Source organism: Amycolatopsis eburnea (genome assembly GCF_003937945.1).
GTDB classification, from domain to species: Bacteria; Actinomycetota; Actinomycetes; order Mycobacteriales; family Pseudonocardiaceae; genus Amycolatopsis; species Amycolatopsis eburnea.
On record NZ_RSEC01000058.1, the window covers coordinates 994,088 to 1,015,493 of the forward strand.

22 protein-coding genes are annotated in these 21,406 nt (G+C 71.5%); 11 read left to right on the forward strand and 11 right to left on the reverse strand.

Annotated features, from left to right (window positions below; genetic code table 11):
* The first annotated feature begins 64 nt into the window (after positions 1–64).
* Complete coding sequence (locus tag EIY87_RS30205; RefSeq protein WP_125313217.1) at positions 65–1,606, forward strand: GMC oxidoreductase; 1,542 nt, start codon at positions 65–67, stop codon at positions 1,604–1,606.
* A 30-nt stretch (positions 1,607–1,636) separates the two neighbouring features.
* On the opposite strand, the gene EIY87_RS30210 is transcribed toward EIY87_RS30205, so the two are convergent.
* Both EIY87_RS30210 and EIY87_RS30215 read right to left on the reverse strand, forming a co-directional pair.
* Positions 1,637–2,122: a carboxymuconolactone decarboxylase family protein gene (locus EIY87_RS30210; protein ID WP_125313218.1), complete on the reverse strand. Its 486-nt coding sequence runs from the start codon at positions 2,120–2,122 to the stop codon at positions 1,637–1,639.
* On the reverse strand, positions 2,119–3,195 hold the full coding sequence (locus EIY87_RS30215; RefSeq protein ID WP_125313219.1) for an NAD(P)H-dependent amine dehydrogenase family protein: 1,077 nt from the start codon (positions 3,193–3,195) through the stop codon (positions 2,119–2,121). The genes EIY87_RS30210 and EIY87_RS30215 overlap by 4 nt, the downstream gene beginning before the upstream one ends.
* A 116-nt stretch (positions 3,196–3,311) precedes the next feature.
* On the opposite strand from EIY87_RS30215, the gene ilvD reads away from it, so the two are divergent.
* Positions 3,312–5,003 (forward strand): dihydroxy-acid dehydratase, encoded by a 1,692-nt coding sequence (gene ilvD / locus EIY87_RS30220; RefSeq protein ID WP_125313220.1) that lies wholly within the window; start codon positions 3,312–3,314, stop codon positions 5,001–5,003.
* On the opposite strand, the gene EIY87_RS30225 is transcribed toward ilvD, so the two are convergent.
* Both EIY87_RS30225 and EIY87_RS30230 read right to left on the reverse strand, forming a co-directional pair.
* Positions 4,904–6,343 carry a class I adenylate-forming enzyme family protein gene (locus EIY87_RS30225; RefSeq protein ID WP_125313221.1) on the reverse strand — a complete coding sequence of 480 codons (1,440 nt, stop codon included), beginning with the start codon at positions 6,341–6,343 and terminating at the stop codon, positions 4,904–4,906. The genes ilvD and EIY87_RS30225 overlap by 100 nt on opposite strands.
* Positions 6,344–6,356: 13 nt before the next feature.
* Positions 6,357–6,770, reverse strand: a complete 414-nt coding sequence (locus tag EIY87_RS30230) for an SsgA family sporulation/cell division regulator (protein WP_125313222.1) — start codon at positions 6,768–6,770, stop codon at positions 6,357–6,359.
* Between the two features lie 483 nt (positions 6,771–7,253).
* On the opposite strand from EIY87_RS30230, the gene sigK reads away from it, so the two are divergent.
* From sigK to EIY87_RS30250, 4 genes are all read left to right on the forward strand, one after another.
* Complete coding sequence (gene sigK, locus EIY87_RS30235; RefSeq protein WP_125313223.1) at positions 7,254–7,850, forward strand: ECF RNA polymerase sigma factor SigK; 597 nt, start codon at positions 7,254–7,256, stop codon at positions 7,848–7,850.
* A complete protein-coding gene (locus EIY87_RS30240; RefSeq protein WP_125313224.1) occupies positions 7,847–8,545 on the forward strand; it encodes an anti-sigma factor in 699 nt (232 codons plus the stop codon). The genes sigK and EIY87_RS30240 overlap by 4 nt, the downstream gene beginning before the upstream one ends.
* Before the next feature lie 118 nt (positions 8,546–8,663).
* Positions 8,664–10,226: a molybdopterin-dependent oxidoreductase gene (locus tag EIY87_RS30245; RefSeq protein WP_191984305.1), complete on the forward strand. Its 1,563-nt coding sequence runs from the start codon at positions 8,664–8,666 to the stop codon at positions 10,224–10,226.
* Between the two features lie 93 nt (positions 10,227–10,319).
* A complete protein-coding gene (locus EIY87_RS30250) occupies positions 10,320–10,988 on the forward strand; it encodes a fasciclin domain-containing protein (RefSeq protein ID WP_125313225.1) in 669 nt (222 codons plus the stop codon).
* 1 nt (position 10,989) lies between these two features.
* Here EIY87_RS30250 and EIY87_RS30255 read toward each other — a convergent pair whose 3' ends face one another.
* Both EIY87_RS30255 and EIY87_RS30260 read right to left on the reverse strand, forming a co-directional pair.
* Positions 10,990–11,997 carry an LLM class flavin-dependent oxidoreductase gene (locus EIY87_RS30255; RefSeq protein WP_125313226.1) on the reverse strand — a complete coding sequence of 336 codons (1,008 nt, stop codon included), beginning with the start codon at positions 11,995–11,997 and terminating at the stop codon, positions 10,990–10,992.
* Positions 11,998–12,042: 45 nt separating this feature from the next.
* Complete coding sequence (locus EIY87_RS30260) at positions 12,043–12,696, reverse strand: TetR/AcrR family transcriptional regulator (protein WP_125313227.1); 654 nt, start codon at positions 12,694–12,696, stop codon at positions 12,043–12,045.
* Positions 12,697–12,787: 91 nt separating this feature from the next.
* Here EIY87_RS30260 and EIY87_RS30265 point away from each other — a divergent pair, with 91 nt between their 5' ends.
* Positions 12,788–13,759, forward strand: a complete 972-nt coding sequence (locus EIY87_RS30265; protein ID WP_125313228.1) for an NAD(P)-dependent alcohol dehydrogenase — start codon at positions 12,788–12,790, stop codon at positions 13,757–13,759.
* On the opposite strand, the gene EIY87_RS30270 is transcribed toward EIY87_RS30265, so the two are convergent.
* Positions 13,740–14,621, reverse strand: a complete 882-nt coding sequence (locus tag EIY87_RS30270) for an aldo/keto reductase (RefSeq protein WP_125313229.1) — start codon at positions 14,619–14,621, stop codon at positions 13,740–13,742. The genes EIY87_RS30265 and EIY87_RS30270 overlap by 20 nt on opposite strands.
* A 100-nt stretch (positions 14,622–14,721) precedes the next feature.
* Between EIY87_RS30270 and EIY87_RS30275 the strand changes: the two genes are divergently transcribed.
* Positions 14,722–15,561 carry a helix-turn-helix transcriptional regulator gene (locus EIY87_RS30275; protein WP_125313230.1) on the forward strand — a complete coding sequence of 280 codons (840 nt, stop codon included), beginning with the start codon at positions 14,722–14,724 and terminating at the stop codon, positions 15,559–15,561.
* Positions 15,562–15,583: 22 nt separating this feature from the next.
* Here EIY87_RS30275 and bdeA read toward each other — a convergent pair whose 3' ends face one another.
* Positions 15,584–16,513, reverse strand: a complete 930-nt coding sequence (bdeA, locus tag EIY87_RS30280; protein WP_125313231.1) for a bis(hydroxyethyl) terephthalate hydrolase — start codon at positions 16,511–16,513, stop codon at positions 15,584–15,586.
* A 293-nt stretch (positions 16,514–16,806) separates the two neighbouring features.
* A complete protein-coding gene (locus EIY87_RS30285) occupies positions 16,807–17,406 on the reverse strand; it encodes a QsdR family transcriptional regulator (protein ID WP_125313232.1) in 600 nt (199 codons plus the stop codon).
* A gap of 86 nt (positions 17,407–17,492) precedes the next feature.
* Here EIY87_RS30285 and EIY87_RS30290 point away from each other — a divergent pair, with 86 nt between their 5' ends.
* The gene (locus tag EIY87_RS30290) at positions 17,493–18,125 is read left to right on the forward strand and encodes a DsbA family oxidoreductase (protein WP_125313609.1); all 633 of its coding nucleotides are present in this window, start codon (positions 17,493–17,495) and stop codon (positions 18,123–18,125) included.
* On the opposite strand, the gene EIY87_RS30295 is transcribed toward EIY87_RS30290, so the two are convergent.
* Entirely contained in the window at positions 18,103–18,285 is a 183-nt protein-coding gene (locus tag EIY87_RS30295) for a hypothetical protein (protein WP_091317050.1), read from the reverse strand. The two genes, EIY87_RS30290 and EIY87_RS30295, sit on opposite strands and share 23 nt — an antisense overlap.
* A 187-nt stretch (positions 18,286–18,472) precedes the next feature.
* Positions 18,473–19,462, reverse strand: a complete 990-nt coding sequence (locus EIY87_RS30300; RefSeq protein ID WP_225440157.1) for a LacI family DNA-binding transcriptional regulator — start codon at positions 19,460–19,462, stop codon at positions 18,473–18,475.
* Between the two features lie 132 nt (positions 19,463–19,594).
* Here EIY87_RS30300 and EIY87_RS30305 point away from each other — a divergent pair, with 132 nt between their 5' ends.
* Positions 19,595–20,524, forward strand: a complete 930-nt coding sequence (locus EIY87_RS30305; RefSeq protein WP_191984307.1) for a carbohydrate ABC transporter permease — start codon at positions 19,595–19,597, stop codon at positions 20,522–20,524.
* Position 20,525: 1 nt separating this feature from the next.
* The gene (locus EIY87_RS30310) at positions 20,526–21,389 is read left to right on the forward strand and encodes a carbohydrate ABC transporter permease (RefSeq protein WP_125313234.1); all 864 of its coding nucleotides are present in this window, start codon (positions 20,526–20,528) and stop codon (positions 21,387–21,389) included.
* The last annotated feature ends 17 nt before the right edge of the window (positions 21,390–21,406 follow it).

Consider the following 21,406-nt stretch of genomic DNA (forward strand, 5'->3'; position numbering starts at 1 on the left):
CATGTGGAGTACAACTTCTGGGGCAGTTTCCCGTCGTCTTTTCCTCGCAGGAACCGGTTCTATCTTGGCGGGTGCCGCGCTGGCTGGAAAAGCCGCCGCCGCCCCGGCCGCGATCCCCGACGGCGCCACCGTCTCCGCGCTGGTGATCGGCACCGGCTACGGCGGCTCGGTCGCCGCGCTCCGGCTCGCGGAAGCCGGCGTCGACGTGCACATGGTCGAGATGGGCATGGCCTGGGACACGCCCGGCCCGGACGGCAAGATCTTCGCCAACACGACCAGCCCGGACCAGCGCTCGTTCTGGTTGCGCACCAAGACGAAGCAGCCGCTGTCCAACTTCCTCGGGTTCCCCATCGACAAGGACATCCCGCGCTACACCGGCATCCTCGACGCCGAAGAGTTCAGCGGCATCACCGTCTACCAGGGCCGCGGGGTCGGCGGCGGCTCGCTCGTCAACGGCGGCATGGCCGTCACGCCCAAGCGGGAGAACTTCGGCGCGATCCTCCCGACCGTGAACGCCGACGAGATGTACAACACCTACTACCCGCGCGCCAACGCCGGCCTCGGCGTCGCCACCGTGCGCCCGGCCTGGTTCGACACCACCGACGCCTACCAGTACGCCCGCGTGGGCCGCAAACAGGCGCAGCGGTCCGGGTTCCCGTTCGTGTTCGTGCCCGACGTGTACGACTGGAACTACATGGAGCAGGAAGCCGCCGGCACCGTGCCGAAGTCGGCGCTGGCCGGGGAAATCCTGTACGGCAACAACTACGGCAAGAAGTCCCTGCAGAAGACCTACCTCCCGCGGATCGCCGCGACCGGCCGCGTCACCATCTCCCCGCTGCACCGCGTGACCCAGGCGGTGCCCGCGTCCGGCGGTTACGCGGTGACCATCGAGCAGTTGACCACGGCGGGCGCGGTGTCCGCCATCAAGACCGTCACGGCGGCCAAGGTGTTCTTCGCCGCGGGCAGCGTCGGCACGAGCAAGCTGCTGGTGAAGCTGAAGGCGACCGGCGCGCTGCCCAACCTGAACGGCGAGGTCGGCAAGGGCTGGGGCGACAACGGGAACGTGATGTGCGGGCGCGCCAACCACATCTGGGACCCGACCGGCAGCCTCCAGTCGTCCATCCCGTGCGGCGGCATCGACAACTGGGCCGCGGGCGGGGCCTTCGCGGAGGTCGCGCCGCTGCCGACCGGGATCGAGACGTGGGCGTCGTTCTACCTGTCCATCACGAAGAACCCGAACCGCGCGCAGTTCACCTGGAACCCGACGACCCGCGCGGTCGAGCTGAACTGGCAGACGGCGTGGAAGCAGCCGTCGATCGACATGGCGAAGACCATCTTCGACAAGATCAACGCGACCGAGGGGACGATCTACCGCACCGACCTCTTCGGCGTGTACAAGATCTGGGGCGACCACCTCACCTACCACCCGCTCGGCGGCGCGGTGCTCGGCAAGGCGACCGACAACTACGGCAGGCTCGCCGGCTACCCGGGCCTGTACGCGATCGACGGCTCCCTGATCCCGGGCAACACCAGCGTCAACCCGTTCGTCACGATCACGGCCCTGGCCGAGCGCAACATCGAGAAGATCATCGCCACGGACTTCTGACCCGAAGGTCGTGAGGGGCCGGAGCGCCCCTCACGACCGGTGGGACGGCAGGACGCAGACGGTGTCCAGGCCCAGGACGTGGTTCAGGCGGCCGAAAGCGAGCCACGCGCCGAGGCTCATGCTCAGCTCGACGATCTCCTTTTGCGTGTACTGGGAAGACATCCGCTTCCAGAACTCGTCGTCCAGGTTGTGGTGGTCCAAGGTGTACCGCTCGGCGTACTCCGCCGCGAGCCGCGTGCGCTCGTCGAAGCGGTCCGTCGTGCGCCACTCGAGCACGGCGTCCGCGAACTCCTCCTCGACCTTCACTCCGTCGCGTTCGGTCCGCCAGTCGAGGCAGAAGACGCACCCGTTGAGCTGCGCGATCCGCAGCCGCGCGGCCTCGAACTCCCGCAGCCCCAACGTCGTGTGCTCGTACACCGCCAGCGAAAACTGCGACGCGGCGATCCCGATGCCGGGCACCATTTCACCCCAGACGTAGCCGATCGGGTCCTTGCCCTCGGGGATGTCGATGTTCACGAGCGCCTCCTTCCGAGCTTGCCGGCTGCCGGGCGCAGCGGGACGTCGAGTGCGTCGTAGAGGCCGGGTTCCGCCGCGGCCAGCCAGTCGATCGCGCCGACGAGCCTGCCGACGGCGGTGGCATTGCCGCCCGCCGAACGGTTTTCGCCCTCGTCGGAAGCTTCGACGCTGACCTCGATGCGCGGCCGGCCTTCGATGATCACGCGGTGGGCGCCGTCCCCACTGGGCGGCATGGGCCAGTCCGGCGCGCACGACGGGTGGATGCGCGTCACGTGCTCGATGACGATCCGCGGCTCGCCGTCGACGATGCCCTGCACCTCGAACCGCACCGCGCCCTGCGTGCCCTTCTCGAACTCGCCCATCGTCCGCGTGGACACGGTTTCCTCGAGCGGCCGCCGTTGCAGCGTCTCGCGCAGTTCGGTCACCTCGACGCCGAGGCCGCGCGCGATCAGCCGGACCTGCCCGCCCCACACCATCGACGGCACGCCGGTCATCAGCATCGGCGGGTCGTAGTCCATCGGCTGGCCCATGCCGACCAGGTACCGGACGGAGTCGGGCTGCTCGTAGGTCGAGTAGTCGAAGATCTCCTGGCAGCGGATGCCGTCGACGTCCGTGCCGAGCCCGCTGATCAGCAGCGGCAGCACGTCGTTGCCCCAGCCGGGGTCGACGCCGGAGACGAACAGCGAGCCGCCGCCCTCCTTGATCGCCGCCAGCACCGGGTCGCGCAGTTCCGGGGGCGCGTTGCGCTGGTCGTAGAGCGGGTAGAGGGCCGGGGTCACGACGACCGCGCCCGTGCCGACCGCGCGGACGATGTCGGCGAGCGCGTCGTCGAACCGGACGTCCCCGGAAGCGGCGTAGACCACCGCTCGCGGCTTCGCGCCGAGCACGGCGTCGATGTCGTCGGTCGCGGCGACGCCGAGGTCCCCGACGCCCGCCAGCGCGCCCGCGTCCTTGCCGACCTTGGCCGGGTCGTGCACCAGCACGCCGGTCAGCTCCAGTGCCGGATGGGCGTCGACGGCCCGGATTGCCGCACGGCCGACGTTGCCCGTGCCCCACACCACCGTGGCGATCATCTGCCCGAGTTTTCGCCGGTTCGCCCGGGTCCGGGAAGCCCTTCGTTCCGGCCAGCGGACCGCGCGGACGCGGGTAGCATGCAGTGCGTCCGAACGTCGTACCGGAGGGCCCCGCGATGACGATCGATCCGAAACCCCGCAGCCGCACGGTGACCGACGGCATCGAGGCCGCGCCCGCCCGCGGCATGCTCCGCGCCGTCGGGATGGGGGACGGCGACTGGCGCAAGCCGATCATCGGCGTCGCCAGTTCGTGGAACGAGATCACGCCGTGCAACCTGTCGCTGGACCGGCTCGCGCAGGCGTCCAAGGAAGGCGTGCACGCGGCCGGCGGCTACCCGCTGCAGTTCGGCACGATCTCGGTGTCCGACGGCATCTCCATGGGCCACGACGGCATGCACTTCTCGCTGGTCTCGCGCGAGGTCATCGCCGACTCCGTCGAGACGGTCATGCAGGCCGAGCGGCTCGACGGCTCGATCCTGCTGGCCGGCTGCGACAAGTCGCTGCCCGGCATGCTGATGGCCGCCGCGCGCCTCGACCTCGCGTCGGTGTTCCTCTACGCGGGCACGATCGCCCCCGGCTGGGTGAAGCTGACCGACGGCACCGAGAAGGACGTCACGCTGATCGACGCCTTCGAGGCGGTCGGCGCGTGCCGCGCGGGCCGGCTCAAGACCGCCGACCTGGACCGCATCGAACGCGCGATCTGCCCTGGTGAGGGTGCCTGCGGCGGGATGTACACGGCGAACACGATGGCCTCGGCGGCCGAGGCGATGGGGATGAGCATGCCGGGCTCGGCCGCGCCGCCGTCCGCGGACCGCCGCCGCGACCACTACGCGCACCTTTCGGGTGAAGCCGTCGTCGGGCTGCTCGAAAAGGGCATCACCGCGCGGGACATCCTCACGCGCGAGGCGTTCGAGAACGCGATCACCGTCGTGATGGCGCTCGGCGGCTCGACCAACGCCGTGCTGCACCTGCTGGCCATCGCGCACGAGGCGAAGGTCGAGCTGACGCTGGACGACTTCAACCGCGTCGGCGACCGCGTCCCGCACCTGGGCGACCTGAAGCCGTTCGGCAAGTACGTCATGAACGACATCGACCGCCACGGCGGCATTCCGGTGCTGATGAAGGCGCTCCTGGACGAAGGCCTGATCCACGGCGACGCGCTGACCGTCACCGGCCGGACCGTCGCGGAGAACCTCGCCGAGCTGGACCCCGACCCGATCGACGGCGAGGTCCTGCGCCGGCTGGACAACCCGTTGCACCCGACCGGTGGCATCAACATCCTGCGCGGCTCGCTCGCCCCCGAGGGCGCCGTCGTGAAGTCCGCGGGCTTCGACACGGCCAACTTCGAGGGCCCGGCGCGCGTGTTCGAACGCGAGCAGGAGGCGATGGCGGCGCTGAACGAGGGCCGGATCGAGGCGGGCGACGTCGTCGTCATCCGCTACGAGGGCCCCAAGGGCGGGCCGGGCATGCGGGAGATGCTGGCGATCACCGCGGCGATCAAGGGCGCCGGCCTCGGCCGCGACGTCCTCCTGCTGACCGACGGCCGGTTCTCCGGCGGCACCACCGGCCTGTGCATCGGCCACGTCGCCCCGGAGGCGGTCGACGGCGGCCCGATCGCGTTCGTCCGCACCGGCGACCGGATCGCCGTCGACATCAAGGCGCGCAGCATCGACCTGCTGGTGGACGCGGCCGAGCTGGCCGCCCGCCGTCAGGGCTGGGAGCCGTTGCCGAACAAGTTCCCGGAAGGCGTGCTCGGCAAGTACGTCAAGCTGGTCAAGTCGTCGTCGGACGGCGCCGTCACGAGCTGAACGAGCGCGCGCTTGTCGACCTTGCCTACTTCGGTGAGCGGCAGCGCGCCGACGAAGTCCACGGCCGCCGGGACGTAGTGCTCCCGGCCGAAGGCGGCCCGGGCGCGGGCCCGGACGTCCTCGGCGGTGACCGGCCCGGTGGCCACGACGACGGCGTGCAGCAGCTGCCCGTCCGGGCCGGGGACGCCGAAGACGGCCGCGGCCGCGATCGCCGGGTGCGCCGCGATGGCGTGCTCGACGACGGTCGTGGGGACCTTCGTGCCGTGCTCGCCGACCACGACGACGTCGTCCGCGCGGTCGAGCAGGTACAGGTAGCCTTCGTCGTCGAAGCGGCCGAGGTCGCCGGTGCGCAGCCAGCCGGCGCCGACGTCCGGGCCGTCGAGGTAACCGTCCATCATGGACAGTCCGCGCACTTCGACCTCGCCGTCGGCGGTGAGCCGGGCCTCCATGCCGGGCACGACCCGGCCGACCGAGCCCAGCCGCTCCGGCCGGTCGATCAGCTCGGCCGCGGAGATGCTCGCGATCATCGGGGCTTCGGTGAGGCCGTAGCCCTGGCCGACGACCGGCCCGAACACGTCGAGGGCCTGCGCGAGCCGGTGCGGCGGCAGCGGCGCGGCGCCGAGGGACAGCGAGCGGACGCTGCTGAGGTCGGTGCGTGCGCGCGCGGGGTGGTCGAGGACGGCCGCCAGCCGCGGCGGGGTCAGCGAAAGCGTGTCGATCTGGTGCTCCTGGATCGCGGCGAGGACCGCGCCCGCGTCGAAGCCGTCGTGCACCACCACGGTGTCGCGCCGCAGCAGAGCGCCGAGCACGGTGGCGTTGCCGGTCATGTGCGTCATCGGGGCGACGAGCAGCGTGCGGCCCGGGCCGTCCGGGGACGGCGCGAAGATGTGCGCCATGCCGTCGTAGATGCCGCTGTGGCGGATGAGCTTGGGGGTGCCGGTGGTGCCACCGGTGGGGAAGAGCAGGCGGACGGCGTCCGGCGGGTCGAGCGGCTCGGGCTCGCCGTCGAGGTCGTCGAGGGTGCGGACGTCTTCGCCGGGCCAGTGGTGCGGGCGGTCGGTGACGACGGTGGTCACGCCCGGGTACCGCTGGCCGTCCGGCGCGGAGGCCGGGACCAGGAGGACGGTCGCCCCGCGCAGCAGGGCGGCGAGCTGGACGAGGACCGTCTCGGGGCGGTTGCGGAGGTCGACCGCGACGACGCCGGTCCCGCCGAGGCCCGCGTGCAGCCGGCGGAGGCGGTCGCGGGCCTGGTGGTAGGTCGTGACGCTGTCCTGGATGAACAGCGGGCGGTCCCCGCCGTCGTCCAGTGCGTCGAGGACCTTCGTCAGGAAGAAGCTCACGCCGGGACGGTACTCAGTCCTGGTAGGAGAGCTTCTCCAGCTCGGTGTCGAAGTCGAACCAGTCGCTCTCGCTGCCGGCCGGGACGACGTCGTAGGTCCGGTCCAGGAAGGCCGCGATCTCCTTCGCGGGCGCCTCGAGCACGGCGGCGCCGTCGGGGGAGGTCAGCTCGACGACGACCAGGGCGGGGTCGCCGGCGGGCCCGATCCGGACGTCGCCGTCGCCGCAGCGGGCGAGCAGGCCGTCGGCCAGCAGGTCGCGGCCGAACAGCCACCGGACCGCGCTCGGGCCGGCGTGCAGCACCACGGCGACCGCGTACGGGTCCCGGGTGTCGTACTCCAGCTCGGCGGGAACCGGCCGCGGACCGGCCCCGAAGGTGCGCAGGGCGAAGTCGAGGCTGGCGCTGGTCACGCTGTGCGGGTCGCTCATCGGACCCCCTTTGCTACTCGTCGGTTAACTTCGGCTTGTTCCAGGGATAACGCATAGTGAGGTCAACGCCCAGCGTTCCGAAAAACTTTCACACTTCGGGGTGATCAAGAAGTGTCGGAGGTCACCGTCGGCATGGCCGAACGGGCACTTTCCCCGCCGGCTGACCGGGCCCCGGCAAAGTCGCCGGGCGGCCCTGCGGTGTCTTGAATGAGTCATTCAGGACCTCCGAAGACCTGAATGAGTCATTCAGGACGTCGGCGAAGCCGCCACGGGGCAAACCGCCGCGACTTTCCCCGCCGGCTGATGCGCGGCGGAGCTTCACGTCCCGAGCTTTCGGAGCCGCCGCGCCGCCGGATGGGTCCGCGCCCCGGAGTTGGGCCTTCCGGGTGGGAAGGGCCACTGCCCACCAGTCCGCGCCGCCGTCCGGCCGCGAACCCCTGCCGAGGCCGGAGGGCGTGGTGGGTGACGTGGAGGGTGCCGGACATGGGTGAGCGTGGACGGCTACGGCTGCATCCGGGCGAAACGCCGGCGCTCGCGCCGAGCGCCGAAGAACTGCTGCGGCGGGTGGCGGCGGGGGACGAGGCGGCGTTCTCGTCGCTCTACGACCTCGTCGCCGGTCCGGTGCTCGGGCTGGTGACGCGCGTGCTGCGCAACCACGCGCAAGCCGAGGAAGTGGCTCAGGAGGTGCTGGTGGAGGTGTGGCGCAAGGCCGCGAGGTACGTCCCGGAGCGCGGGAGCGCGCTTTCGTGGGTGCTGACGATCGCGCACCGCCGGGCCGTCGACCGCGTGCGCTCGCACCAGGCCGTGCTCGACCGGGAGGACCGGGCCGGGCGGATGGACGTGCGGCGGCCGTTCGACGAGGTCACCGAGTCCACTTTGGCCGGCCTGGACCAGCAGCGGGTGCGGCAGTGCCTGTCCGCGCTGACCGAGCTGCAGCGCGAGTCGATCGTGCTCGCCTACTACAACGGCTACACCTACCCCGAGGTCGCTGAGGTGCTGAAGGTGGCGCCGGGGACCGTGAAGACCCGGATCCGCGACGGCCTGATCCGCCTGCGTGACTGCTTGGGGGTGGACCGATGACCGCCGAGCTGCACACGCTGACCGGGGCCTACGCGCTCGACGCCGTGTCCGATGTGGACCGCGCGGAGTTCGAACGGCACCTCGGGGAGTGCGCCGCCTGCCGCCAGGAGGTCGAGGAGCTGCGCGCGACCGGCGCCCGGCTCGGCGTGGCCGCCGAGGTGACTCCGCCGCCGGAGCTGAAGCTGGTGGTGCTCGCCGACGTGGCCCGCACCCGCCAGCTGCCGCCGCGGGTGCCCGTGGTGCGCAAGCTCAGCCGCGCCAAGACGTGGCAGCTGCGCGTCGCGCTGTTCGGCGCCGCCGCGGCGGCCGTGGTGGGGGTGGTCGTGGCGGGCGTGCAGACCACGACCGTCCCGCGGCAGCAGGCGGATCCGGTGCTGGCCGCCCCGGACGCCACGGCGATCCGGAGCTCCGGCCAGGGCAGCGCGACGCTCGTGGTGTCCCGCAGCCGCCACCAGGCCGTGCTGCTCGCGTCCGGCCTGCCCGCCCTCGACACGGCGCACGTCTACCAGGTCTGGCTGATCGGCAAGGGCGGCGCGCACTCGGCCGGCCTGATGCAGCCGGAGTCCCCGGACCGCATGCGCCCGATGGCGACCACGGTGCCGCCGGACGTCGACCGGATCGGCATCACGGTCGAGCCCGCGGGCGGTTCCGCGGGCCCGACAACCCCGGCGGTCACCCGGATAGACCTGACCTGACCACGGAACGCCCCAATGTGGCGTTGGTTGCGTCCAACGCACCGAACGCCACATTGGGTGCGCTGGACGCACCGAACGCCACATTGGGGCGTATCCCCAGACCCTGAACAGGAGCGCGATGAGCACCTCGACTGCCGACCGGCCGGTAGCGGCCGAACCCCGGCTGCGCCGCTGGGTCGCCGCGGCGCTGGGCGTCGTGGCGCTCGCCGCGGCGCTCGCGGCGGGGCACCTGATCGCCGGGCTGGTCGGCGTCAACGCGTCGCCGTACCTGGCGGTCGGCAACGGCGCGATCGACCTGACCCCGGTGGGGCTCAAGGACTTCGCGGTCCGCACCTTCGGCACCTACGACAAGCTCGTGCTGCTGTCGGGGATGGCCGTCGTCATGGTGGCCGTCGCGGCGGTGGCGGGCCTGCTCTCCCGCCGCACGCCGTGGCCCGGGATCGTCGTGATCAGCGGGTTCGGCCTGGTCGGGCTCGTCGCGGTGTACGCCCGGCCCGACCTCGGCGCGGTCGCGCTGCTCGCCCCGCTGGCGAGCCTGGTCGCCGGCGTCGCGGTGTTCGTCTTGCTGCACCGCCTGGCCCGGCGCGAGGTCGGGCCCGAACCCGCGGCCGGCTCCTCGCGCCGGACGGTCCTGCTGGCCGGCGCCGGGGTCGTCGCCGGGGCCGGGGTGGCGGGGTTCGGCGGGCAGCTGCTCGCCGGCAGCCGGGACGCGGCGTCGTCGCGGGCGGCGGTCGGGCGGCTGGTCCCGGTGCGCACGGCGCCGATGATCCCGGCCGACGCCGACTTCGCGAAGCTCGGCACGCCCACCTTCGTCACCCGCAACGCCGACTTCTACCGCGTGGACACCGCGTTGTCGGTCCCGCAGGTCCGCACCGAAGACTGGAGCCTGCGGCTGCACGGCATGGTGGACCGCGAAATCCGGTACCGCTACGGCGACATCCGGAACCGGCCGCTCGTCGAGCGCACCATCACCATGACCTGCGTGTCCAACGAAGTCGGCGGCACCTACGTGTCCACCGCGAACTTCATCGGCGTCGACCTGGCCGACCTGCTGGAGGAAGCCGGGGTGCGCCCGGGTGCCGAGCAGCTCTATTCGTCCAGTGTGGACGGCTGGACGTCGGGCAGCCCGGTCGCCGCGGCGCTGGACCGCGGGCGCGGCGCCATGCTCGCCATCGGGATGAACGGCGAGCCGCTGCCGATCGAGCACGGATTCCCGGCGCGGCTCGTCATCCCCGGCTTGTACGGGTACGTGTCGGCCACGAAATGGGTGGCCGACCTCGAAGTGACGACCTGGCGGGCCCGGCAGGCCTACTGGCTGAAACGCGGCTGGGGTCGCGAAGCGCCGATCAAGACGGAATCGCGGATCGACACGCCGAAGGGTTTCGAAACCGTCCCGTCGGGGAAAGTCCGCGTGGCGGGGATCGCCTGGGCGCAGCACACCGGGATCGCGAAGGTCGAGGTGCGGATCGACGACGGGCCGTGGCGCGAAGCCATGCTGTCGCAGGAAGTCAACCTCGACACCTGGCGCATGTGGTGGGCCGAGTTCGACGCCGGGCCCGGCGGGCACCAGGTCGTCTGCCGGGCGACCGACAAAAGCGGGTACACGCAGACCGAAATGCGCGCCGGCACCGTTCCCGACGGCGCGACCGGGTGGCACAGCATCGCATTCACCGCGCGGTGACCCGGATCACCCGATCGGGCGCCAATCCGCTTTCCGAGTAGTTCCGAATACCGGACAAGAAGAAGTTCCAAGCTCATTGTGGGAGTGATTTTCGTGACCAAGCTTCGTGTCGCCGGAATCGGCGTCGCCGCTGTCGCCGCCCTTTCGCTGACCGCGTGCAGCAGCAGCGACACCGCTTCGTCGGGCAGCTCCAGCAGCTCGATGGCGCCGTCGTCGTCGATGGCCGCGCCGTCCTCCAGCGCGGCCGCCGCGGACGGCGTGACCACCAACGCCGACGTGTTCGGTCCGGCCTGTTCCCAGCTGCCGCAGGGTTCCGCGCCCGGTTCGCTGGACTCGATGGGCCCGCAGCCGGTCGCCTCGGCCGCGTCGACCAACCCGCTGCTGACCAAGCTGGTGGCCGCGGTCAAGGCCACCAACCTGGTCGACACGCTCAACAGCCAGCAGGCCATCACGGTGTTCGCGCCGGCCGACCCGGCGTTCGCCGCGCTGGGCGACGCCAAGTTCAACGAGCTGGCCGGCAAACCCGCCGAGCTGGCGCCGATCCTGCAGTACCACGTCGTCGGCAAGCGCTACGACGCCAAGGGCCTCGCGTCCGCGGGCTCGCTCGACACGCTGAACACCGCCGGCGGCCCGCTGAAGATCGAGGGTTCGGGTGAGAACATGACCGTCAACGGCGCGAAGATCCTGTGCGGCAACATCCCCACGAAGAACGCCACGGTCTTCGTGATCGACAAGGTGCTGACCCCGGGCACCAACAAGTAGGTCAGGAACTCCGGCCCAGCGCCGGGCCGAGGCGTTCCGCGATGTCGGTGAGGATCTGCACGTAGTCTTCGTGGTCGAAGGTGAACGGCAGGGCGAAAGCCACCTCGTCGACTTCGCGGAACGCCTCGTGCGCGTGGAGCCGTTCGGCGATCTCGGCCGACGTGCCCACGAAGTCGGGGGAGAAGAGCATCCGGGCCGGGCCCTGCGGTTCGGCCGTGCGGGGCAGCCGTTTCCGGGCGTATTCCTCGTACTTCGCGCGCTGCTCCGGCGTCGCGCTGTCGGTCGGGATCACGACCAGGCCCTGCGAGACGCGGGCGGACTCGCCGTCGGGGTGGTGCGCGCGGAACGCTTTGATGTGCGACAGCTGGATTTCCGCGAAGTCCGTGCTGTCGCCTTCGGCCCTGACCACGCTGCTGGTCAGGAAGTTCATCGCGTGCTTGCCCGCCCACTCGGCCGAGCGCAGGCTCGCGCCGCCGTACCAGAGGCGGTCGCCGAGCCCGGGTGCCTGCGGCTGGACGCGGTCGGAGAACACCTCGAACCCCTGCGTGCCGCTGAACCCGGTGGCCGGCTTGCCGCGCACGAACCCGAGCAGCCGTTCCACCCGGTCGTAGGAGAAGTCTTCGACGTCGGCGGTGTCCGGGTAGAGGGCCTGCTTGACGTCGTCCCACCGCATCGGCGGGCCGACGCTGAGCCCGGGGTTGAGCCGCCCGCCCGACAGCAGGTCGACGGTGGCGAGGTCCTCGGCGAGCCGCAGCGGGTTTTCCCAGCCGAGCGGGATGACGGCGGTGCCGAGGTGGATCCGGCTGGTCCGCTGCGACGCGGCGGCGAGCACGGCGACCGGCGACGAGATGCCGTACTGCAGGTGGCGGTGCCGCACCCAGGCGCTGTCGAACCCGAGCCGCTCACCCAGCTCGATGATCTCGAGGGTCGACTCGTGCCCCCGCCGCGGGTCGGCCGCGTCGAAGAGGCCGATGGTCAGGAAGCCGAGCTTCCGCAGTGGTCGTGACACCCCGCCGATTCTGCTCCGGTACGCCGGGGTGTCCCACCTGGTGGACTACCGCAACCGGTCCAGCCCGTCGAGGACGAGGTCCAGGCCGAACTCGAACTCCGCCTGGTCGTCGCACCAGCCCAGCGTCGAATCCGGGTCGTCGTGGGCGATCTCGCTCAGCATGGCCACCAGGTTCGGCAGCTGCGCGACCACTTCCGGCGGGACCTCGGCCGACGCGCCCGGGCCGGGGTCGAACGGCTCCTGGCTGAACCCCAGCGCCCGGCTGCCGAGCGCGTGCAGCGCGTGGTGGATCCGGTCGTGCGAGAAGCCGCCTTCGCGCATCAAGCCGACCAGGTTGTCGTAGTACTTCAGCACCGCCGGGCTCGTCGACGACCGCGTCCCGAACAGCGCCGGGGCCCAGCGGTGGCGGAGGAACACCTCGCGGGCGGCGAGGATGCGCCGCCGGGCCGTCAGCTTCCAGTCCGGGCCCGCCTCGAGCGCGGCGACCGCCTCGTTGATCTCCTGGGCCACGACGTCGACGATCCCGTCGAGCACGTCTTCCTTCTTGGCCACGTGGTAGTAGAGCGACATCGCCTCGGCGCCGAGCTCCTCCGCGAGCCGGCGCATCGTCACCGCGGGCAGGCCGTGCTCGTCGGCGAGCGCGACGGCCGTGCGGAGGACGCGCTCCCGGCTCAGCGGGATCCGGGCTTCGGTGGTCACGCGCAAGATCGTACAACGTAAGTCTGCCTTGACCCCCCGTCCGGTCCGGAGCTACCTTACGACGTAAGACTTACAACGTAAGGGAGGCGCGATGAAGGCTCTCGTCCAGCGTGTGTACGGCCCGCCCGACAGCCTGAACTGGGAGGACGTGCCCGATCCGGTGCCCGGCGCGGGCGAAGTGCTCGTCCGGGTCCACGCCACTTCGGTCAACCCGTACGACTGGCACTTCCTGAGAGGCGAGCCCCGCGTGGCCCGCCTGATGACCGGCGGCTTCGGGCTCCGCCGCCCGCCGGCCGGGGTGCTCGGCTGCGACCTGGCCGGCCGGGTCGAGACCGCCGGGACACGCTTCGCGCCCGGTGACGACGTCTACGCACTCCTGCCGCGAGGCGCCCACGCCGAGTACGTCTGCGTGCCCGAAGACCTGCTGGCGCCGATGCCGGCGAACCTGACGCACGAGCAGGCCGCGACGATGCCGATGGCCGGCGTCACCGCGCTGCTCTCCCTGCGCGGCGTGGCGCCGGGGCAGCGGGTGCTGGTCAACGGCGCTTCCGGCGGGGTCGGCACCTTCGCCGTCCAGCTGGCCAAGGCGCTCGGCGCGCACGTCGACGCCGTGTGCGGCGCGGCCGGTGCCGACCTCGTGCGCTCGCTCGGCGCCGCGCACGTCGTCGACTACCGGACCGAAGACTTCACGCGGAGCGGCCGCCGGTACGACCTCGTGCTGGACATCGCCGGCGGCCGGTCGGTGTTCGCCTGCCGCCGGGTGCTTGAGCGCGGAGGCACCTTCGTCGCCGTCGGCGGCCCGGCCGGGCGCTGGCTGCAGCCCGCCGGGCACGTCTTCGCCGCGCTGGCGTCCGGCCCCTTCGCGCGACGGCGGGTCGTCCTCGCCGACGCGGTGGCCTGCCCGGACAAGCAGGCGGTGCTGGGCGAGCTGGCCGCGTTCGCCGAGTCCGGCGCGCTCACGCCGGTCATCGACCGGACCTACCCGTTCGACGACCTGCGTGCCGCGTTCACCTACCAGGAAGCCGGGCACACCAGGGGGAAGGTCAGTGTCGTAGCGCGGTGATCGCGGCGGTCTCGTCCGGGCTGAGCACGAGGTCCTGCGCGGCGAGGTTCTCGCGCACGTGCGCCAGCGACGTCGTGCCGGGGATCGGCAGGACGGCGGGCGAGCGGCCGAGCAGCCAAGCGAGAGCGACCTGGGAGACGGTGGCGCCGTGCCGTGCTGCGATCGGTTCGAGGACGCCGCGGACGGCGGCCGGCCCGGCGGTGTCGGTGGGCGCGCCCGGCGTGCTGAGCGACACCGGCTGCCACGGCACGAAGACCGCGCCGGCCTCGGCGGCGGCGTCCAGCAACGGCTGCTCGTGGCGGTCCACGACGTTGTAGTGCGCGGTGACGGCGGCGATCTCGACGATCTCCCGCGCGGCCTTCAGCTGCTCCAGCGTCACGTTGGACAGGCCGATGTGCCCGATCACGCCTTCCCGCCGCAGCTCCGCGAGCGTGCCGACCTGGTCTTCGAACGAGGCGTCCTGCGCGTAGCCGCTGTGCAGGTAGTAGAGGTCGATCCGCTCGACGCCGAGGCGGCGCGCGCTCAGCAGCGCGGACTGGCGCAGGTACTGGCGGTGCCCGATCGCGGCGATCGTCGAGATCTCCGGGCCGCTGCGGACGAAGCCGCCCTTGGTCGCGAGCACCAGGTGCTCCGGGTACGGGTGGAGGGCGTCGCGGATGAGCTGCTCGTTGGTGTGCGGGCCGTAGACGTCGGCGGTGTCGATCAGCGTCACGCCGGCGTCGACGACCTGGCGCAGCAGTGCGATGCCCGCGGCGCGGTCGGGGTAGTCGCCCCAGTGGCCGGGGCCGGTGAGGCGCATCGCGCCGTAGCCGATCCGGCCGGTGGTCAGGTCGCCGATGCGGAGGGTGGTTCGTTCGGTCATGGCTCCACCGTCGCCCGGTTCCGGGTGGCGGGCCAGGGAGGGAACTGCCTATGCACCCTGGTACCAGGCACGCGGCGGGCGGCCTTGCGACACTGGGGGCATGGCAGGTACCGAACTGGGCGAGTTCCTGCGGGCTCGCCGCGCCGCGCTCGACCCGCGCCGGGCCGGGCTGCCCGACGACGGCCGCCTCCGGCGGGTCCCCGGCCTGCGCCGGGAGGAGCTGGCCCAGCTCGCGCACATCAGCATCGACTACGTGGTCCGGCTGGAGCAGGGCCGCACGCGGCGCGTGTCCCGTGCGGTCCTCGACGCGCTCGCCGACGCGTTGCGGCTGGCGCCGGACGAGCGCGCGTACCTGTTCACCCTGGCCGACGTCGCGCCGGAGACCCGGGCGCCGGCCGGGGACACCGTCGCCGGCCCGCTGCGGCAGCTGCTCGACGGCATGCCGGACGTTCCGGCGATGGTGCTGAACCGCCGCCAGGACGTGCTGGCCTGGAACCGCGCGGCGGTCGCGCTGCTGGGCGATTTCGGAGCGCGGCCGCCCGCCGAGCGCAACCTGATCCGGCTGACGTTCCTCGACGAGGACTACCGCGCCCGGTACGCGGACTGGCCGCGCGCGGCGGGCGCGTGCGTCGAGGTGCTGCGGATGGAGGCGGGCCGCGATCCCGCCGACCCGGTGCTCGCCGCGCTCGTGCGCGAGCTGCTGGAGAAGGACGCGGACTTCCGGCTGTGGTGGGACAGCCACCAGGTGCGCGGGGCCCGCGAGCTGACCAAGACCTACCGCCACCCGGTGGCCGGGCCGGTCACCCTGGACGTGCAGCAGTTCGCCGTCGAGACGCACCCGGGGCAGCGGCTGGTGGCCTACACCGCCGAACCCGGGTCACCCTCGGAAGAGGCGCTGCGGTTCCTGCTGCAGTGGTCCGCCGAGCCCGCGGAACGCTGACGCGCGGGCCCGGCGGCCGCCGTCAGCCGTGGTGCGGGCAGGTGCCCCGGTAGTCCGAAATGGACAGGCTGGTGCCCGGGATCGGGCAGAGGAACTGCTCGTAGCGGGTGTCGTTGTCGATGAACCGCTTGAGCCAGGACAGCGTGTACTTCGCGATCGTCGTGTTCGACGTGTTCGGCGCGAAGTGGCTGGCGCCGCGCAGCTCGAGGTACGCCTTGTCCAAAGTGGACGGCAGGCTGGTGTAGAACGGGATCGAGTGCGTCGCCACCGGCGCGATGGTGTCCGCCTCCGCCCCGACGACCAGGGTCGGCACGCTCACGGTCGACCAGTTCTTCGTCAGGTTCCAGCCGGTCAGCGGCACGGCGGCCTGCAGCGACGGCCGTGAGCGCGCGGCTTCGAGCGTGCCGCCGCCGCCCATCGAGTGCCCGACGACGCCGAGCCTGCTGCTGTCGATGCGGGACCGGACCGAGCTCTGCTGGGTGAGGTAGTCGAGCGAGGCCAGCAGCTGCCTGCCGCGGCTGTCGGGCTGGTCGCTGGTGGTCAGGGTGTCGATGGTGAACACGACGAAGCCCTGGGACGCCAGGCGCGGGCCCAGCCAGGCGATGCTCGACTGCGTGGCGGTGAAGCCGGGGGCGATCGAGATCGCGCCGAACGTGCCGGCGGTCGTGCTCGTCGGGTAGTAGATGGTGCCGCCGCCGAAGCCGGAGACGGCCAGCCTCGACACGGTGGTGGTGCTGGTCGCGAAGCTGCCCCGGCTGGCCTCGATGCTGGCCGTGGTCGGGTCCGGCCCGCGCTCGTAGGGGTTGTCGGCGGCGGGTGCCGGCGAGGCGACCGCGGTGGTCACCGCCAGCGCGGCGGCGATGACCCCGGCGGCCTTCACGCGCCACGGGCGGCGGCGGGAAATTTTCTCACCCGGGCCTGACGACGTCGGCGGGCTGGTGAGTACGGACATGGATCGCTCTCTTTCCCCGGGCAGGCGAAAGCGGGCCCGGACACGGACGGGCGGACCGATGGAACCGTTGCACGGCAACGAAGGGCGTGCCGCGGGCCGGGCGCGGGGTAACCGCTTTCCGGTCGCCTTATGAAACACTTCGCTGAAATGTTCCACAACGGCCGAATGGGTGAGTGGTTGACGGACTGTGCGGTCGCTCAGTGAACCTGGCCGGTCCGGCACTCACGCACGTGACAAAAGTGCGACCGGCGGCGGGGTCACCTGGCCGCGTGGTCTGCCCGGCCGATCGCCGGTCAGCGGGAAGCGGCCGGCTCCAGGGCGCCGCGGACGAGCGTGTCCAGCAGGGTCGTCGCCACCGCCAGGTCCACCGTGCGGGCGGCCAGCACGTCCGAGTACAGGAACGACTCGCCCAGCCGCACCACCGCGAACGCCAGGTCCGGCAGGTCCACCAACGGCGTCAGCCCGGCCGCCTCGGCGTCGGCGCGGAACAGCTCCACGTGCTGGTCGACCAGTACCGGCTGAACCGCCCCGCGCGGGTCGGTCAGCACGCGCAGCGCGACCGTCGACTCCGCCTCGATCAGCTTGCGCATGCCGTCGTTGCCGGCGACTTCGCGGCGGTACTCCTCCATGACCCACAGGCAGCGCAACCGGCCGTCCGGCGTGCGGACCGCGTCGCCGTGGGTGGCGCGCCAGCCGTCGAGGGCGCGCTGCCAGGTGCGGTCGGACAGCAGGCGCAGCCCCGCGCCCATGACGTCGTCGCGGTTGCCGACGCGGCGGAAGAACGTGGTGCGCGAGATCCCCAGTTCGGCGGCCATCCGGCCGAGGTCGAGGCGGGTGCCGGCGAACAGCAGCCGCGCGGCGTGCCGGACGATGTCGTCGGTCGAGACGGTCACCGGGCCCACCCTATCCCGCAGGTCGCCGCCGGTTACCTTGAAGTGCGCGGCGCCCCTCCGGTTAGCTTGGTCCCGTGCGCGTAGACATCTGGTCCGATCTCGTCTGTCCCTGGTGCTATCTCGGCAAACGCCGCTTCGAGCAGGCGGTCGCCGAACTCGGTGTCGAAGTCGAGGTGGTGCACCACTCGTTCCAGCTCGACCCGTCGTTCCCGCGCGGGACTTCGCGGCCGACGCGGGAGGTGCTGGCCGAAAAGTACGGCCGCACACTGGAAGAGGCCGACGCGATGGAAGCGCAGATGGAAGAGCGCGCGGCCGCCGACGGGCTCGAGTACCACCTGGACGGGGTCCACATGGGCAACACCGTCGACGGCCACCGCCTGGTCCACTTGGCCGCCGACCGCGGGCTGGCCGACGCCGTCGTCGACCGGTTCTACCGCGCGCACTTCACCGAGCGCCGGTCGCTGTTCGACCGCGATTCGCTGGTGGAGCTGGCCGCCGAGGCGGGGCTCGACGCCGGGGAGGCGCGGGCCGTGCTCGAATCCGACGCCTACGAAGCCGAAGTCGCGGCGGACGGCGAGCAGGCCCGCGCGCTCGGCGCGTCCGGCGTCCCGTTCTTCGTGGTCGACCAGCGCTTCGGCGTCGCCGGCGCGCAGTCGGCCGAGGTGTTCGCGCAGGTGCTGACGCGCGCGGCGGAGGTCAGCGGCGCCGCCGCCGGCTGAACCGCGACCGGTCGGTGGCGACCCCGGCCAGGTGCAGGGCCACGCACAGCAAGCCGGCGGTGGTCAGCGTCCCGGTCGTGATGACCGGGCCGAGCCCGAACCCGGCCAGCTCCATCAGCAGGGCGAGCCCGAAGAGCACGGCGGCGAGAATGGCGAGCATGGCGGCCTCGTTTCGGTGGGGATGACGCCGAATGGTCCACACCATTGCGACGTTCGCGGGCCGGGGGTCCCGGCTTGGTGGGCCGGTAATGCCCCGCCTTCCCCACGCTGAAACGAGAACTGCCGCTCGGGGGCGCCCCCCGTTTTCCACGCTACCGGACGGCACCGACAATTCCGCGGCCCTCGCTTCAGCTCACCGGGGGAGGTGCCGTGCTGGAGCGCAGGACCAGCTCCGTCGGGACGCTCACCGGTTCGCCCGCCTCCGCGCCCGTCTCGATCTCCGTCAGCAGCGCCGCCACCGCGTGCCGTCCGACCGCCTCGAAGGACTGGCGGATCGTCGTCAGCGGGGGCCAGAAGTGCGCCGACTCCTCCATGTCGTCGAACCCGACCACGCTCACCTCGCCCGGCACCGGCCGGCCCGTCTCGTGCAACGCTCGCAACAAGCCCAGCGCCATCTGGTCGTTCGCCGCGAACACCGCCGTCACCGACGGGTCCGCCGCCAGCGTCAAACCCGCCTCGTAGCCCGACGACGGAGACCAGTCACCCGTCAGCACCGGGGGCACGAACGCACCCGCCAGCTCCAAAGTGGACCGCCAGGACTTCCGCCGCCGTTCGGCCGAATAGGACTGCGGTGGGCCCGCGATGTGCCACACCGTCTCGTGCCCCAGCGAAAGCAGGTGCCGGGTCGCCGTCGCGGCGCCGTCGGCCTGGTCGGTGTCCACGACGGGGTAGTCGTAGCGCGCGCTCGAATCGATCACGACCACCGGAAGCCCGTGCGGCAGCTCGATTTCGCTCTGGTCGAGCTGGTGCTGCTCGATCAGGATGATCACGCCGTCGACCGCCTGCTCGTTCAGCTTGCTGAAGGCGCCCGTCACCTCGCCCTGCGTCGGCCGCGTCACCGGCATCAGGATGATCGAGAACCCCTGCGCGACGACGGCCGCCGCGATGGCGTCGAGGGTGCGGCTGTTGCCGAACGTCGGGAGCGCCGAGATGATCACGCCGATGCTGCGGAACTTGCCGTTGCGCAGCGCGCGGGCCGCGCTGTTGGGCCGGTAGCCGATCCGGCGCATCGCGGCGAGGACCCGGTCGCGCGTGGCGTCGTCGACGTTCGTCCGGCCGTTCGCGACCCGCGACACCGTCTGACCGGACACCCCGGCCTCGCGCGCGACGTCCGCCATCGACGGTCCACGGCGGGGGGATGCAGTCGGCACGGGTGGCTCCTCGGGTGTCCTGGACATGTTTACGTCAACACGTTACCCTTCGGCGCGGAAATGTTGACGTAAACATCGGTACGAAAACCCGGAGGGACGATGACGTCCACAGCGGCACCGCCCGTCGCGGCACCGGCTCGGCCGGCGCCGCGGGCCCGCCGTCGGCGGCGGAACTGGCGCGGCTGGCTCTTCGTCGCCCCCTTCATGCTCGTGTTCGCGCTGACGTTCATCGCGCCCGTCGTCTACGCCTTCGTCCTCAGCCTCTTCCGCGACCAGGCCTTCTTCGGCGGCACGGTCTTCGTCGGCGCCGACAACTACGCGCAGGTGCTCGCCGACCCGAAGTTCTGGGAGTCCTTCCAGCGGGTGCTGGTGTTCCTCGCCGTGCAGGTGCCGATCATGCTGCTGCTCGCGCTGGTCGCGGCGCTGGCGATCGACAGCGCCCGGCTGCACGCCGCCGGGTTCTTCCGGATCGTGATCTTCCTGCCGTACGCGGTGCCCGCCGTGGTCGCCGCGCTGATGTGGGGCTTCATCTACGGTGACCACTTCGGACTCGCCGCGGACCTCAACCACCTGCTCGGCACCGACGCCGTCAAGCCGCTGTCCCAGAACTGGCTGCTCACCTCCATCGGCAACGTCGTGACCTGGGAGTTCGTCGGCTACAACATGCTCATCTTCTACTCGGCGCTGAAGGTGATCCCCAAGGAGCTGTTCGAGGCCGCCGCGATCGACGGCGCCGGCACGTTCCGCACGATCTTCTCCGTCAAGCTCCCCGCCATCCGCGGCGCCATCGTGATCGCGACGATCTTCTCGATCATCGGCAGCTTCCAGCTGTTCAACGAGCCGAACATCATGCGCAACCTGGTGCCGAACGTGATCGGCACCTTCTACACGCCGAACATGTACGCCTACAACCTTTCCTTCGCCGGTCAGCAGTACAACTACTCCGCCACGGTCGCGATCGTGATGGGCGTGATCACCGCGGTCATCGCCTACGTCGTGCAGCTGCGCGGTACCCGGAAGGGGATGTGACGTGGCCACGTTTTCGGTGACGCGGCCCAGGAAGTCGCGCACGCTCACCGCCGTCATGGCGCTGTACCTGCTCTACACCCTGGTTCCCCTGGCGTGGCTGGTGATCAACGCGACCAAGACCCAGGCGGCGCTGTTCTCGACGTCGGGCCTGTCCTTCGGCGGGCCGTTCGCGCTCTTCGACAACATCGCCCAGACGTTCACCTACAACAACGGGATCTTCTTCCGCTGGCTGGGCAACACGCTGCTCTACGTCGTGGTCGGCGCCGGCGGCGCGACCATCCTCGCCACCGCGGCGGGGTACGGGCTGGCCAAGTACCGCTTCCCGGGCCGCCGCGCGGTGTTCGCCGTCGTGCTCGGCGCGGTCGCCGTGCCGGCCACCGCGCTCGCCGTGCCGACGTTCCTGATGTTCAGCAAGCTGGGCCTGACCAACACCCCGCTGGCCATCATCATCCCGTCGCTGATCAGCCCGTTCGGCCTCTACCTGATCTGGGTCTACGCCGCCGACGCCATCCCCGACGAGCTGCTGGAGGCGGCGCGGATCGACGGCGCGGGCGAGTTCCGGATCTTCCTCACCGTGACGCTGCGCCAGCTGGTGCCCGGGATCGTCACCGTCGCGCTGTTCACGATGGTGCAGACCTGGAACAACTACTTCCTGCCGCTGATCATGCTCAGCGAACCGAAGTGGTACCCGCTGACCGTCGGGCTCAACCAGTGGAGCGCGCAGGCCAACGGCGCCGGCGCGCAGCCGATCTTCAACCTCGTGCTCACGGGGTCGTTGCTCACGATCATCCCCCTCGTCCTCGCTTTCCTGCTCATGCAACGGTTCTGGCAGTCCGGGCTGAGCGCGGGCAGCGTCAAGCAATAGCCGTCACACCGTCGTGA

Coding starts and splice junctions, on each gene's coding strand:
- EIY87_RS30215 (WP_125313219.1), bottom strand. CDS start 3,195: ATGATCGCCACGGTGGTGTGGGGCACGGGCAACGTCGGCCGTGCGGCA.
- ilvD (WP_125313220.1), top strand. CDS start 3,312: ATGACGATCGATCCGAAACCCCGCAGCCGCACGGTGACCGACGGCATC.
- EIY87_RS30230 (WP_125313222.1), bottom strand. CDS start 6,770: ATGAGCGACCCGCACAGCGTGACCAGCGCCAGCCTCGACTTCGCCCTG.
- sigK (WP_125313223.1), top strand. CDS start 7,254: ATGGGTGAGCGTGGACGGCTACGGCTGCATCCGGGCGAAACGCCGGCG.
- EIY87_RS30240 (WP_125313224.1), top strand. CDS start 7,847: ATGACCGCCGAGCTGCACACGCTGACCGGGGCCTACGCGCTCGACGCC.
- EIY87_RS30245 (WP_191984305.1), top strand. CDS start 8,664: ATGAGCACCTCGACTGCCGACCGGCCGGTAGCGGCCGAACCCCGGCTG.
- EIY87_RS30265 (WP_125313228.1), top strand. CDS start 12,788: ATGAAGGCTCTCGTCCAGCGTGTGTACGGCCCGCCCGACAGCCTGAAC.
- EIY87_RS30270 (WP_125313229.1), bottom strand. CDS start 14,621: ATGACCGAACGAACCACCCTCCGCATCGGCGACCTGACCACCGGCCGG.
- EIY87_RS30275 (WP_125313230.1), top strand. CDS start 14,722: ATGGCAGGTACCGAACTGGGCGAGTTCCTGCGGGCTCGCCGCGCCGCG.
- bdeA (WP_125313231.1), bottom strand. CDS start 16,513: ATGTCCGTACTCACCAGCCCGCCGACGTCGTCAGGCCCGGGTGAGAAA.
- EIY87_RS30295 (WP_091317050.1), bottom strand. CDS start 18,285: ATGCTCGCCATTCTCGCCGCCGTGCTCTTCGGGCTCGCCCTGCTGATG.
- EIY87_RS30300 (WP_225440157.1), bottom strand. CDS start 19,462: ATGGCGGACGTCGCGCGCGAGGCCGGGGTGTCCGGTCAGACGGTGTCG.
- EIY87_RS30305 (WP_191984307.1), top strand. CDS start 19,595: ATGACGTCCACAGCGGCACCGCCCGTCGCGGCACCGGCTCGGCCGGCG.